14 protein-coding genes are annotated in these 11,935 nt (G+C 63.7%); all 14 read left to right on the forward strand.

The window, feature by feature from the left end:
* The first annotated feature begins 12 nt into the window (after positions 1–12).
* The 14 genes from AB1748_RS08415 to AB1748_RS08480 all read left to right on the forward strand — a co-directional run bounded on the left by AB1748_RS08415 (position 13) and on the right by AB1748_RS08480 (position 11,913).
* Positions 13–267: an acyl carrier protein gene (locus AB1748_RS08415; RefSeq protein ID WP_111138593.1), complete on the forward strand. Its 255-nt coding sequence runs from the start codon at positions 13–15 to the stop codon at positions 265–267.
* A gap of 7 nt (positions 268–274) precedes the next feature.
* The gene (locus AB1748_RS08420; protein WP_111138594.1) at positions 275–838 is read left to right on the forward strand and encodes a hypothetical protein; all 564 of its coding nucleotides are present in this window, start codon (positions 275–277) and stop codon (positions 836–838) included.
* Positions 835–2,154 (forward strand): AMP-binding protein, encoded by a 1,320-nt coding sequence (locus AB1748_RS08425; protein WP_367396235.1) that lies wholly within the window; start codon positions 835–837, stop codon positions 2,152–2,154. The genes AB1748_RS08420 and AB1748_RS08425 overlap by 4 nt, the downstream gene beginning before the upstream one ends.
* A complete protein-coding gene (locus AB1748_RS08430; protein ID WP_111138596.1) occupies positions 2,141–2,488 on the forward strand; it encodes a hydroxymyristoyl-ACP dehydratase in 348 nt (115 codons plus the stop codon). Before AB1748_RS08425 ends, AB1748_RS08430 begins: the two co-directional genes overlap by 14 nt.
* Entirely contained in the window at positions 2,482–4,191 is a 1,710-nt protein-coding gene (locus AB1748_RS08435) for a glycosyltransferase (protein ID WP_111138597.1), read from the forward strand. Before AB1748_RS08430 ends, AB1748_RS08435 begins: the two co-directional genes overlap by 7 nt.
* Positions 4,184–4,597: an acyl-CoA thioesterase gene (locus AB1748_RS08440; protein WP_367396236.1), complete on the forward strand. Its 414-nt coding sequence runs from the start codon at positions 4,184–4,186 to the stop codon at positions 4,595–4,597. Before AB1748_RS08435 ends, AB1748_RS08440 begins: the two co-directional genes overlap by 8 nt.
* A complete protein-coding gene (locus AB1748_RS08445; protein ID WP_111138599.1) occupies positions 4,591–5,199 on the forward strand; it encodes an outer membrane lipoprotein carrier protein LolA in 609 nt (202 codons plus the stop codon). Before AB1748_RS08440 ends, AB1748_RS08445 begins: the two co-directional genes overlap by 7 nt.
* The gene (locus AB1748_RS08450) at positions 5,186–7,492 is read left to right on the forward strand and encodes an MMPL family transporter (protein ID WP_367396237.1); all 2,307 of its coding nucleotides are present in this window, start codon (positions 5,186–5,188) and stop codon (positions 7,490–7,492) included. The genes AB1748_RS08445 and AB1748_RS08450 overlap by 14 nt, the downstream gene beginning before the upstream one ends.
* Positions 7,489–8,061 carry a DUF3261 domain-containing protein gene (locus AB1748_RS08455; protein WP_293773970.1) on the forward strand — a complete coding sequence of 191 codons (573 nt, stop codon included), beginning with the start codon at positions 7,489–7,491 and terminating at the stop codon, positions 8,059–8,061. The genes AB1748_RS08450 and AB1748_RS08455 overlap by 4 nt, the downstream gene beginning before the upstream one ends.
* On the forward strand, positions 8,058–9,212 hold the full coding sequence (locus tag AB1748_RS08460; protein WP_367396238.1) for a beta-ketoacyl-[acyl-carrier-protein] synthase family protein: 1,155 nt from the start codon (positions 8,058–8,060) through the stop codon (positions 9,210–9,212). Before AB1748_RS08455 ends, AB1748_RS08460 begins: the two co-directional genes overlap by 4 nt.
* On the forward strand, positions 9,209–9,685 hold the full coding sequence (locus tag AB1748_RS08465) for a 3-hydroxy-fatty acyl-ACP dehydratase (protein ID WP_111138603.1): 477 nt from the start codon (positions 9,209–9,211) through the stop codon (positions 9,683–9,685). Before AB1748_RS08460 ends, AB1748_RS08465 begins: the two co-directional genes overlap by 4 nt.
* Entirely contained in the window at positions 9,682–10,413 is a 732-nt protein-coding gene (locus tag AB1748_RS08470; protein ID WP_367396239.1) for a 3-ketoacyl-ACP reductase FabG2, read from the forward strand. Before AB1748_RS08465 ends, AB1748_RS08470 begins: the two co-directional genes overlap by 4 nt.
* Positions 10,413–11,645 (forward strand): beta-ketoacyl-ACP synthase, encoded by a 1,233-nt coding sequence (locus AB1748_RS08475; protein ID WP_111138605.1) that lies wholly within the window; start codon positions 10,413–10,415, stop codon positions 11,643–11,645. The genes AB1748_RS08470 and AB1748_RS08475 overlap by 1 nt, the downstream gene beginning before the upstream one ends.
* Before the next feature lie 124 nt (positions 11,646–11,769).
* Positions 11,770–11,913 (forward strand): hypothetical protein, encoded by a 144-nt coding sequence (locus AB1748_RS08480; RefSeq protein ID WP_167498268.1) that lies wholly within the window; start codon positions 11,770–11,772, stop codon positions 11,911–11,913.
* The last annotated feature ends 22 nt before the right edge of the window (positions 11,914–11,935 follow it).

Consider the following 11,935-nt stretch of genomic DNA (forward strand, 5'->3'; position numbering starts at 1 on the left):
GGAGATAACATTATGATGAATAAAGATGAAATCTATCAGGAAGTGGCCTCGCTGCTGACCAGCCTGTTTGAGATCGCGCCCGAGGATATTCAGCCTGAGGCACGTCTCTATGAAGATCTGGAACTCGACAGCATCGATGCCGTCGATATGATCGTTCACCTGCAAAAACGGACCGGCCGCAAAATCAAGCCGGAAACCTTCCGCGCGGTACGTACCGTGCAGGATGTGGTGGATGCGGTTGAACAACTGATGCGCGACGAAGCCTGATCCTGCCGTGCCTGCCGCCATACTTCGCCTGCTGAATCTGCTTACGCTGCTGGTCTGGCCGCTGCTGGTCTGGCTGGCCCTGACGCAGCCGCACTGGCAGGGACTCTTCTGGCTGCTGGCGCTGCTGTTTGGTCTGCGCTGGCTGCAGCTGCGTCGTCAGCACCATGCGATGGGGGCCGTGATGGGCTGGCTGGCGCTGCTTGGCGCGCTGCTCTGCGCCAGCAGCCAGCTACTGCGCGCACAGCATCTGCTGCTCTGGTATCCGGTCGCCGTTAATCTGGCGCTGCTGCTGGTCTCTGGCGGCTCCCTCTGGCGCGGAATGCCGCTGGTGGAGCGCATTGCACGGCTGCGTGAGCCCGATCTGCCTGCGGCGGCCGTGCGCTATACCCGCCGCGTGACACAAATCTGGTGTCTCTTTTTCATGGCCAACGGCAGCATGGCGCTGTTCACCTGCCTGTGGGGCGATCTGCGGCTCTGGACGCTGTGGAACGGCGGCATCAGTTACCTGTTAATCGGCCTGCTGATGGGCGCGGAATGGTGTGTCCGGCAGCGCGTGAGGCGCAAAGAGTGAGGGTAGCGACGTGGCTGACCGGCTCCGATCGCGAGGTCGCCTGGCGCGGCGATCGGCCTCTGATGCTGAGCAGCATGCACCGTCAGGTCGTGGCGCTCAGTCAGCGGCTGGCGGCCCGGCCCGGCACGCACTGGGCGCTCTGTTTTGATGACAGCTACCGCTTCTGCGTGGCGCTGTTAGCCTGCTGGTATGCCGGTAAAACGCCGGTGATGCCGGGCCACTGTCGCGCCGCCCTGCTGGAGGAGATGCAGGAGCAGCTTGATGGGGTGGTGTGCGATATGCCGCTGGCGGTGACCCTGCCGCAACTGGCGTGGGACGACGCCGAAGCGTCGGGGGCGCTGCCGCCGCTGCCTGAACGCGCAGAGCTGGTACTGTTTACCTCGGGATCGACCGGCACGCCGCGGCAGGTGGTCAGAACGCTGGCGGCGATGGAGCAGGAGAGCCACTGGCTCAGCACACTGTGGGGCGCGCGATTACCGGGCTGCCGGGTCATCGCCTCGGTCAGCCATCAGCATCTCTACGGCTTATCCTTCCGGCTGTTTCTGCCCATGATGCTCAGGCTGCCGTTTGCCGCCCAGCCGATCTTCTATGGCGAACAGCTGGCCGAGCTGCCGCGTGACGGGCGTTATCTCTTCGTCAGCAGCCCGGCCTTTTTGTCGCGGCTGGATGATGCGCTCGCCGCGCCCGTCTGTGAACGGATTATCTCTGCCGGCGGTGTGCTGCCCTGCGCCGATGCGCAACAGGTCTGGCAGCGTTTTGGCTGCCCGGTCAGTGAGATCTACGGCAGCACCGAAACCGGCGTGCTGGCCTGGCGTGTCTGCGATCGGCCGGCGCCGTCCTGGCGTGCGTTTCCTGAGGTCAGACTGGCGCAGACCGCCCCCGATCGCTGGCAGGTCTGGTCGCCGCTGATCGGCAAGGCCAGCGGGCTGCCGCTGGATGACCGCATCCAAATGGAGCCGGACGGCGGTTTCCGGCTGGCAGGTCGGCACGATCGCATCGTCAAAATCGGTGATAAGCGCCTCTCACTGAGTGAGATAGAGCGCCGTCTGCTCAGCCTGCCGGAGGTCACCGATGCGGCGGCGCTGGTGGTCACCCGTCATGAACGTCAGGCGATAGGCGTGGTGCTGTCGCTGAACACACCGCTGGATGATGCGGCACTGCACCGGCGCAGGCAGGAGTGGAAGCGGCAGCTTCAGCACTGGCTGGAACCGCTGGCGATGCCGCGTTACTGGCGGGTTGTCCCGGCCATTCCTGTGACGGCGCAGAGCAAACGCGCCTGGCCGCAAATAGAGGAACTTTTTCATGTTACCGATTGAACGCAGCCGACAGCAGCAGGGTGACAGCGTGATGCTGACCCTGCAGGTGGAGGCCGGACTGTTCTGGTTCCAGGGCCACTTCACGGACCTGCCAATTCTGCCTGGCGTGGCCCAGCTCAACTGGGTGATGCACTATGGGGTGTCGCTGCTGGCACCCGGTAAACACTTTTCCGTGATGGATAACATCAAATTTCAGCAGCCGGTGCTGCCCGACTCGCTGCTGCAACTGCGTCTCGACTGGGATGCAGAGAAATCCCGGCTGAGCTTCCGCTACAGCCTGCTGAAGGCGGAGGGCGAGCAGATCGCCAGCAGCGGGAAGATCCAGCTGTGTTAAACACGACCTTCTCGCCCTGCGTGGTGATCCCCTGCTACAACCACGGCGCGATGATGGCGTCGGTGATAGCGCGGCTGGCTCCTTTTAATCTGCCGGTGATCGTCGTGGATGACGGCAGCGATGCGGCCACCCAGCTTCAGCTGGCGACGCTGCACGCGCCGCAGCTCAGCCTGCTGCGGCTGGAACGCAATCAGGGCAAGGGCGCGGCGGTGATCCACGGTCTGCGGGCGGCGGCGGCGCGCGGCTTTACCCATGCGGTGCAGCTGGATGCTGATGGCCAGCATCAGGCAGAGGATCTGCCGCTGATGCTGGCGGAAGCGGCACGCTATCCTGACGCGCTGATCTCCGGCCAGCCGCTCTATGACGACTCGATCCCGAAATCCCGCCTGTATGGTCGCTATATCACTCACTTCTGGGTCTGGATCGAAACCCTGTCGCTGTCGATCCGTGACAGCATGTGCGGCTTCCGGGTCTATCCGCTGGCGGCGACGCTGGCGCTGTGTGACCGCCGGGCCATCGGCCAGCGCATGGATTTCGACACCGAGATCATGGTGCGGCTCTACTGGCAGGGCACCCGCAGCCGCTTTATCCCGACCCGCGTCACCTATCCGGCGACCGGCCTGTCGCACTTCGATGCGCTCTACGACAATCTGCGGATCTCCTGGATGCACACCCGGCTCTTTTTCGGCATGCTGCCACGCCTTCCCCGTCTGCTGGCGATGCGTAAGCCGCCCGCGCACTGGTCGGTGGAAAGTGAACGTCGCGGGCAGGGGGGATTGCGCTTTATGCTGGCGGTCTATCGCTACGGCGGGCGGCTGCCCTTTACGCTGCTGCTCTGGCCGGTGGTGGCGGTCTACTGGCTCAGCGGGCAGCGTGCACGGCGCGCCTCCCGGCAGTGGCTGGCGCAGGTCACCACGGCCGCGCAGCAGCAACAGGTTTCACTGCCGCCCCGGCTCAACAGCTACCGTCATTTTCTGCGCTTCGCCGGGGCGATGCTGGATAAAGTCGCCAGCTGGCGGGGCGATCTGCGCTGGGGCCGGGATATCGACTTTGCACCGGGCGCAGAAGCGGTGATCCGCGCACCCTCGCCACAGGGTAAGCTGATCCTCGCCTCCCATCTCGGCGACATCGAAGCCTGCCGGGCCATGGCGCAGCAGGTCAGCGGGCTGGTGATTAACGCCCTGGTCTTCACCGACAACGCCCGGCGTTTCCGGGAAGTGCTGGAAACGATCGCGCCACAGGCGGGCGTCAATCTGATGCCGGTCAGCGATATCGGGCCGGAAACGGCGATCCTGCTGCAGCAGAAGCTGGAGGCGGGGGAGTGGGTAGCGATCGTCGGCGATCGCACCGCAGTAAATCCGCAGCGGGGCGGTGAACGCCGGGTCATCTGGAGCGAGTTTCTGGGCCGTGCCGCGCCCTTTCCGCAGGGGCCCTTTGTGCTGGCGGCCGCCTTACGCTGTCCGGTGCTGCTGATGTTCGCACTGCGTCAACAGGGTAAACTGCGGGTTCACTGTGAGCCGTTCGCCGACCCGCTGCTGCTGCCCCGCGCGCAGCGTCAGCAGGCGCTGCAGGAGGCGGTCGATCGCTACGCGGCGCGACTGGCCCATTACGCCCTGCTGGCGCCGCTCGACTGGTTTAACTTTTTCGATTTCTGGACGCTGCCTGATCCACAGGCATCTCACAAGGGGACTGACCATGACTGAACATCATGCTGAGGTTGTGCTGACTGTCTCATTCCACGACTGTGATCCCATGGGCGTGGTCTGGCACGGCAACTATTTCCGCTTTTTCGAAGTGGCGCGTGAGGCCCTGCTGCGCAGCATTAACTACAGTTACGGCGAGATGGCCGCCAGCGGCTATGTCTGGCCGGTGGTCGATACCCGGGTAAAATATCGCCAGCCCCTGCGCTGTGAAGAGACCATTCGCGTCAGTGCCCGGATTACAGAGCATGAGAACCGTCTGCGCATCGATTATGAGGTCCGCAACGCAACCGGAGAGGTCACCACCAAAGCTCATACCCTGCAGGTGGCCGTTGAGCAGGCGACGCAGGCGTTGTGCTTCGTGTCGCCCGATATTTTACTGGAACGTTTAGGAGTGAAAGGATGCTGAAAATCGTGCTTACCGGCCTGCTGCTGTGGGCCAGTGCCGCCAGCGCGGTCACGCTGGACCAGCTGCAGCAGCGCTTTGCCAGCCAGCCGGTGATCCGGGCCGACTTTACCCAGACGCGCACCATCGCCGGGATGCGCCAGCCGCTGGTATCGCATGGACAGATGCTGATCGCCCGCGAGCAGGGATTATGGTGGCATCAGCAGACGCCGTTTGTGATGACGCTGCTGCTGGATGATAAACGCATGGTGCAGAGCCTCAGTGGTCAGAAGCCGCAGGTGATCACCGCAGAGAGCAACCCGCAGATGTTCCAGTTCAACCATCTGCTGCGGGCGCTGTTCCAGGCCGATCAAAAAGTCCTCAATGAAAACTTCAGCGTGGCGTTCAGCGATCGCGGCAACGGCGCCTGGACGCTGGATCTGACACCAAAGGCCGCGCCGCTCAACAAAATCTTTAACCGCATCTCGCTGGCGGGCAGCACCTTCCTGGACAGCATTAACCTGGATGACCGGCAGGGGGATAAAACCCGGATTGAGCTGAGTCAGACCCGAACCGAACCGCCGCAGCTGAGCGACGAAGAGAAGGCGCGTTTTGCCGGGCCGTAACGATCGCAGGCTGGCCCTCCTGTGGCTGCTGCTCTGTCTGCTGCTGGCGGCGGCGCTCGCTTTTCTGCTGCCGCGCAGCCAGCTTAACAGCAGCGTGCTGGCGCTGCTGCCGCAGCAGAATCTGGGTGCAGCGCCACCTGCGCTTCAGCAGGGCTTTATGCAGCGGCTGGATCGCCAGCTGGTCTGGCTGGTTTCGCCCGGTGAACAGGACGATCCTCAGATTGCGGCCTGGTGGCTGGCGCAATTGCGCGCGCTGCCTGACCTGAAACAGGTTGAAGGCGATCTCGGTGCACAGCAGCAGCAGCAGTGGGGCCGTTTTGCCTGGCAGCACCGCAATGGATTACTTGATGAGGCGACCCGCAGCCGGTTGCAGAACGGCGGCGAGGCGCAGGCGACGTGGCTGCTGGGGCAGCTCTTTTCGGCCTTCTCTGGCGTCAGCAGCCAGGAGCTGCAGGGTGATCCGCTGATGCTGGTGCGGGGTTCGCAGCTGGCGCTGGCGGGGAATGCCGGCCGTATGTCGCTGCATGACGGCTGGCTGACGGTCAGGGATGCGCAGGGAAAGCAGTGGTATTTTCTGCACGGTGAACTGGCCAGCAACGCTTTCAGCATTGAGCAGAGTCATGCGCTGGTGACCCGGCTCAGCGCGCTGGAGCAGCAGCTGAAACAGCGCTGGCCGCAGGCGTTACTGCTGACGCGCGGCACGGTGCTGTTCAGCGACAGCGCCAGCCAGCGGGCGCAGCATGATGTGAAGACGCTGGGCAGCGTGACGCTGGGCGGCGTGCTGCTGCTGGTGCTGCTGGTCTTCCGCTCGCTGCGGCCGCTGCTGCTGACGGTGACCTCCGTGGCGATCGGCGCGCTGGCGGGTACGGTGGTCACGCTGCTCTGCTTCGGTGAACTGCATCTGATGACGCTGGTGATGAGCCTGAGTATTGTGGGCATCTCGGCGGATTACACGCTCTACTATCTTACCGAGCGGATGGTGCATGGCGATCAGCAGACGCCGTGGCAGAGTCTGCGCAAAGTGCGCGGCACGCTGCTGCTGGCGCTTGCCACTACCGCCATCGCCTGGCTGCTGATGCTGCTGGCACCGTTTCCGGGACTGCGTCAGCTGGCGGTCTTTGCCGCCAGCGGATTAACCGCCTCCTGCCTGACGGTGATCCTGATTTATCCGTGGCTGGTTCGCGGCCTGCCGGTCCGCCCGGTGCCGCTGATGGTGACGCTGGCCCGCTGGCTGGCCGCCTGGCGTCGCCAGCGCGGGCTGCGCGTGGGGCTGCCGCTGGCGATGGCGATCGTTGCCCTGGCCGGGATCGCCCAGCTGAAGGTGGATGATGATATCGCGCATCTGCAAAGTGCCCCGGCCCGCCTGCTGGAGCAGGATCGCCAGCTGGCCAGCCTGACCGGACAGCGCGCCGATCAGACCTGGTTTGTCGTCTGGGGTCAGGATGCGCAGCAGACGCTGCAGCGGCTGGAAACCCTGGCCCCGGATCTGCAGCAGGCTCAGCAGCAGGGCTGGCTGCAGCACTATCGCCTGTTGCCGCTGTCGTCACTCGCCCGGCAGCAGCAGGATCTCCGGCTGCTTAACCAGGCCGCGCCGCACATCCGGGCCCGTCTGCAGCAGGCGGGGATGGCGCTGGCTGAACCGGATCTGAGCCCGATGCCGGTGACGCCAGCGGCCTGGCTGGCGAGCCCCCTGAGCGAAGGCTGGCGGCTGCTCTGGCTGACGCTGCCGGATGGACGCAGCGGGGTGCTGGTGCCCGTCAGCGGTGTCCGGGACAGCGCAGCTCTCGCGGCACTGGCGGCGCAGCATCCGGGCGTCAGCTGGATCGACCGCAAGGCGAGCTACGATGCGCTGTTCAGCTTCTGGCGCACTCTGCTCGGCGGATTACTGGCACTGGCGCTGGCGCTGATAACGCTGAGCTTTGTGCTGCGGCTGGGGCTCAGAGCGGGCCTGCGCAGCGCGCTGCCGTCGGTGCTGTCGCTGGCGATGGCGCTGTCGACCCTGGGCTGGACAGGCGCCTCGCTGAACCTGTTTGCCCTGCTGGCGCTGATTCTGGTGCTGGGCATTGGCATTAACTACACGCTCTTTTTCAGCAATCCGCAGGGCACGCCGCTGACCTCGCTGCTGGCGGTATCGCTGGCGATGATCACTACCTTACTGACGCTGGGAATGCTGGTGTTCAGCAGCACCAGCGCAATTGCCAGTTTCGGCACCGTTTTATGCAGCGGCATCTTCAGCGCGTTCCTGCTGTCGCCGCTGGCGATGCGACCCACCCGATCAAGGAGTAAACGATGATCCGTGCCGCCTCTGTTCTGCTGACGGCGCTGCTGCTCAGCGCCTGTGCCGGACCGGCCCCCGACAGCAGTCGTCCCACCGCCTGGCTGAAGCCGGGCGTGAAAGTGACCCTGCCGTCGCCGGGGATTGAACCCGCTTTTCAGCAGCAGCAGTTACTTACCGGGCAGGTGAAAGGGCGGAGCCAGTCGCTGCTGGTGCTGCTCAGCGCCGATAAGCAGCAGATCGATTTGGCGGGACTCTCCTCGGTGGGCATCCGGCTGTTCAGCCTGCGCTACGACGCCAGCGGTATCCACACAGAGCAGCTGATGCCGCTGCCGCAGATGCCGCCTGCCAGTCAGGTCCTGGCGGATATTATGCTCAGCTACTGGCCAGTGGCTCGCTGGCAGGCCGTGCTGCCGGCAGGCTGGACGCTGCAGGATCAGGGGTTAAAGCGAAAACTGATCGATGCCGATAACCATCTGGTGACCGAAATTGACTATCTGCAACGCGGTCATCAGCGCCAGCCGATCAGCATCCGGCAGCATGCTTTTGGCTATCAGATCCATATTCAACAGCTGGACGCCTCATGATCTATATTGCTGCCACCGGCATGCTGAATGCCCTGGGAAATAACAGCCAGCAGATTGCCGCGCATCTGAAAAAAGGGGAGGCGCCTGGCATGCAGCGCAGCCAGGGCTGGCTGAGCAGCGGCCGTGCCTGCTGGCTTGGCCGGGTCGAAGGGGCGTTACCGCCGATCCCTGCCGCCCTGCGCGCGCACAATACCCGCAACAATCAGCTGCTGCTGGCCGCGCTGGCGCAGATCCGTCCGGCGCTGGACGCGGCGATTGACCGCTATGGTGCCAGCCGGGTCGCGATCGTGCTGGGCACCAGCACCTCGGGCGTGGATGAGGGCGACGAGCAGATCCGCGGCAGGCAGCCCGATTATCACTATCAGATGCAGGAGTTAGGCGATCCTTCCCGCTTTCTGGCGCACTATCTGCGTCTGGATGGCCCGGCTTATACTATTTCGACCGCCTGCTCCTCCAGCGCACGCGCCATCATGAGTGGCGAGCGGCTGATCGCGGCAGGGCTGGCCGATGTGGCGCTGGTGGGCGGGGCAGACTCGCTGAGCCGGATGCCGATCAACGGATTTGACAGCCTGGCTTCGCTCTCTGAACGACGCTGCGCACCCTTCAGCCGCGATCGCGACGGCATCTCGATTGGGGAAGGGGCGGCGCTGATGCTGCTGACGCGTGAGCCGCAGCCGCTGGCGCTGCTGGGCGCGGGGGAATCCTCTGACGCCTGGCATATGTCCGCGCCTCATCCCGAAGGCGAGGGCGCAGAACGGGCGATGCGCATGGCACTGCAGCGGGCCAGCCTGCTGCCGGAACAGATTGGCTATATCAATCTGCACGGCACCGCCACACCGCTCAACGACCAGATGGAAGCCGGGGTGATCCAGCGGCTGTTCGGCAACCGCATACCCTGCAGTTCAACCAAACATCTGACCGGCCATACGCTTGGCGCGGCGGGCGTGTGCGAAGCCGCTCTCAGCGCGCTGATCCTGCAGGAGAACCTGCTGCTGCCTGCGCAGGATTTCAGCGAGGCGGCGCAGGATGAGAGCCTGCCGGATTTCGGCCTGCTGTTACGGCCGCAGACGCTGCAGCGGCCCGTCATCGCCTCTAACTCATTCGCCTTTGGCGGCAACAATACCTGTCTGATTCTGGGACGTGTTTCATGATTTTTCCTTCTCCTGCGGCACACTGGCTGCCGCACGCTGCGCCGATGCTGCTGCTAGACCAGCTGATCGCCGTCGATGATGTGCAGGTTCACTGCCAGGTTTCGACCGCTGCGGATGGCGTACTGGCGCCGTTTCTGACGGCGCAGGGTGAACTGCCTGCGTGGTTTGGCGTTGAGATGATGGCGCAGACCGTGGGCGTCTGGTCGGGCTGGCACGCCCGGCAGGGCGGCGCAACGCTGATCCCGCCCGGTATGCTGCTGGGCGGACGCGGCTGGCGGGCAGAGCAGCCGCTGTTTCCCGCAGCGGTCACACTGGATATCCGCATGACGCTGCTGATGCGCGACGATCGCATGGGCAGTTTTGAAGGTGAGATTCGCGCGGGCACGCAACTGCTTGCCAGCGGCCGCCTGAATACCTATCAACCCAATGAAGCAGAATTACAGCAATTAATGTTACAAGGAAAACAGCCATGACAGAGTCGGTATTAGTCACGGGCGCCAGTAAAGGCATTGGCCGCGCGATTGCGCTGCGTCTTGCTCAGGATGGCTTTCAGATTATCGTGCATTTCAATCGCGATCGCGCCGGAGCTGAGCAGTGCCTGCAGCAGATCGAAGCCGCAGGCGGCAGCGGCCGTCTGCTGGGCTTTGATGTCGCCGATCGGGCCGCAACCCGCGCCGCGCTTGAGGCGGATATCGAAGAGCATGGGGCCTATTACGGTGTGGTCAGCAATGCGGGCATTACCCGCGATGCGGCCTTTCCGGCCCTGACGGATCAGGAGTGGGACAGCGTCATCCACACCAATCTCGACAGCTTCTACAACGTCATTCAGCCCTGCGTGATGCCGATGATCGGCCTGCGACGCGGTGGCCGGATCATTACCCTCTCTTCGGTCTCCGGGATAATGGGAAATCGCGGGCAGGTCAACTACAGCGCAGCCAAAGCGGGCATTATCGGTGCCACTAAGGCGCTGGCGATTGAGCTGGCCAAACGTAAGATCACCGTTAACTGCATCGCGCCCGGCCTGATCGATACCGGCATGGAAGGGCTGGCACCGCAGGTGGTCGACGAGGCGATGAAACTTGTGCCGATGAAACGCATGGGCGCAGCCGAAGAGGTGGCGGGCCTGGCGAGCTATCTGATGTCCGATATCGCAGGCTACGTCACGCGTCAGGTCATTTCGATTAACGGAGGCATGTTGTGATGCAGCGCGTCGTTGTCACCGGAATGGGAGGCGTGACTGCCTTTGGTGAATCCTGGGCTGAGATCGCGGCCCGCATCCGTGCAGGCCGCAACGCGGTGCGCTTTATGCCAGAGTGGCAGGTCTATGACGGGCTGCACACCCTGCTGGGCGCACCGGTGGATGATTTTACGCTGCCCGCTCACTACACCCGCAAGCGCATCCGGGCGATGGGCCGCGTGTCGCTGCTGGCGACCCGTGCAACCGAACTGGCGCTGACCCAGGCGGGCCTGATTGACCACCCGGTGCTGACCAGCGGCGAAACCGGCATCGCCTACGGTTCATCGACCGGCAGTACCGGGCCGGTCAGCGAGTTCGCCACTATGCTGACCGAGAAACACACCAACAATATTACCGGCACCACCTACGTGCAGATGATGCCGCATACCACCGCCGTCAACGCCGGGCTCTTTTTTGGCCTGCGCGGACGGGTCATCCCCACCTCCAGCGCCTGCACCTCCGGCAGCCAGGCGATTGGCTATGCCTGGGAAGCGATCCGTCACGGCTATCAGACGGTGATGGTGGCTGGCGGGGCGGAAGAGCTCTGTCCGTCGGAAGCGGCGGTGTTCGATACCCTGTTTGCCACCAGCCAGCGTAACGACGCGCCGCACACCACGCCAGCGCCGTTCGACCAGCAGCGCGATGGGCTGGTGATTGGCGAGGGGGCGGGTACGCTGATTCTGGAGTCGCTGGAGCATGCACAGGCGCGTGGTGCCACGATCTACGCCGAACTGACCGGCTTCCACACCAACTGCGATGCTGCGCATATTACCCAGCCGCAGCGGGAAACCATGCAGATCTGTATCGAACGGGCGTTGCAGAGCGCCGGGATCACGGCAGCAGAGATCGGTTATGTCAATGCGCACGGCACGGCGACCGAACGGGGTGACATGGCGGAAAGTCTGGCGACGGCTGCCGTGTTCGGTGAATCCACGCCCATCTCCTCGCTGAAATCTTACTTCGGGCATACCCTGGGTGCCTGCGGGGCGCTGGAAGCCTGGATGAGCATCGAGATGATGCGGGAAGGGTGGTTTGCGCCGACGCTTAACCTGACTCAGCCGGCCGCTGACGGCGGCGCGCTCGACTTCATCATGGGTGCGCCTCGCGAGATCGAGACTGACTATATCCAGAGTAACAACTTTGCCTTTGGCGGGATCAACACGTCACTGATCTTCAGACGCTGGCGCGGCAGCTGATCGCAGGCCCGTGCCACCCGGCACGGGCCCGTTTATTTTCATGGCGAAAGAAACAGACGGTTAACGCCCTTTCCTCTACACTGTCTCTCACCGCCCGGCGGACCCTTTTTTTCACAGGACAGTTATGTCGTTACCCTTGCCGCCCGACGATCAGGACGAGCCGATCCGCCAGTCCCTTGATGATGCGCACTTCGCGATTGTGGTGCTTGCGGTGACCTCCGTAACGCTTATAATCTTTGTGCTCATGATTACGCTCTGGATGAGCTGACACGCACAGCTTCAACGGATTG

It is taken from the genome of Pantoea sp. Ep11b (assembly GCF_040783975.1).
In the GTDB taxonomy this organism is placed as follows: domain Bacteria; phylum Pseudomonadota; class Gammaproteobacteria; order Enterobacterales; family Enterobacteriaceae; genus Pantoea.

Bases quoted from the DNA above. Each gene is read 5' to 3' on its own strand.
- AB1748_RS08460 (WP_367396238.1), top strand. From the start codon at position 8,058: ATGATCTATATTGCTGCCACCGGCATGCTGAATGCCCTGGGAAATAAC.
- AB1748_RS08465 (WP_111138603.1), top strand. From the start codon at position 9,209: ATGATTTTTCCTTCTCCTGCGGCACACTGGCTGCCGCACGCTGCGCCG.
- AB1748_RS08480 (WP_167498268.1), top strand. From the start codon at position 11,770: ATGTCGTTACCCTTGCCGCCCGACGATCAGGACGAGCCGATCCGCCAG.
- AB1748_RS08445 (WP_111138599.1), top strand. From the start codon at position 4,591: ATGCTGAAAATCGTGCTTACCGGCCTGCTGCTGTGGGCCAGTGCCGCC.
- AB1748_RS08415 (WP_111138593.1), top strand. From the start codon at position 13: ATGATGAATAAAGATGAAATCTATCAGGAAGTGGCCTCGCTGCTGACC.
- AB1748_RS08430 (WP_111138596.1), top strand. From the start codon at position 2,141: ATGTTACCGATTGAACGCAGCCGACAGCAGCAGGGTGACAGCGTGATG.
- AB1748_RS08455 (WP_293773970.1), top strand. From the start codon at position 7,489: ATGATCCGTGCCGCCTCTGTTCTGCTGACGGCGCTGCTGCTCAGCGCC.
- AB1748_RS08470 (WP_367396239.1), top strand. From the start codon at position 9,682: ATGACAGAGTCGGTATTAGTCACGGGCGCCAGTAAAGGCATTGGCCGC.
- AB1748_RS08475 (WP_111138605.1), top strand. From the start codon at position 10,413: ATGCAGCGCGTCGTTGTCACCGGAATGGGAGGCGTGACTGCCTTTGGT.
- AB1748_RS08440 (WP_367396236.1), top strand. From the start codon at position 4,184: ATGACTGAACATCATGCTGAGGTTGTGCTGACTGTCTCATTCCACGAC.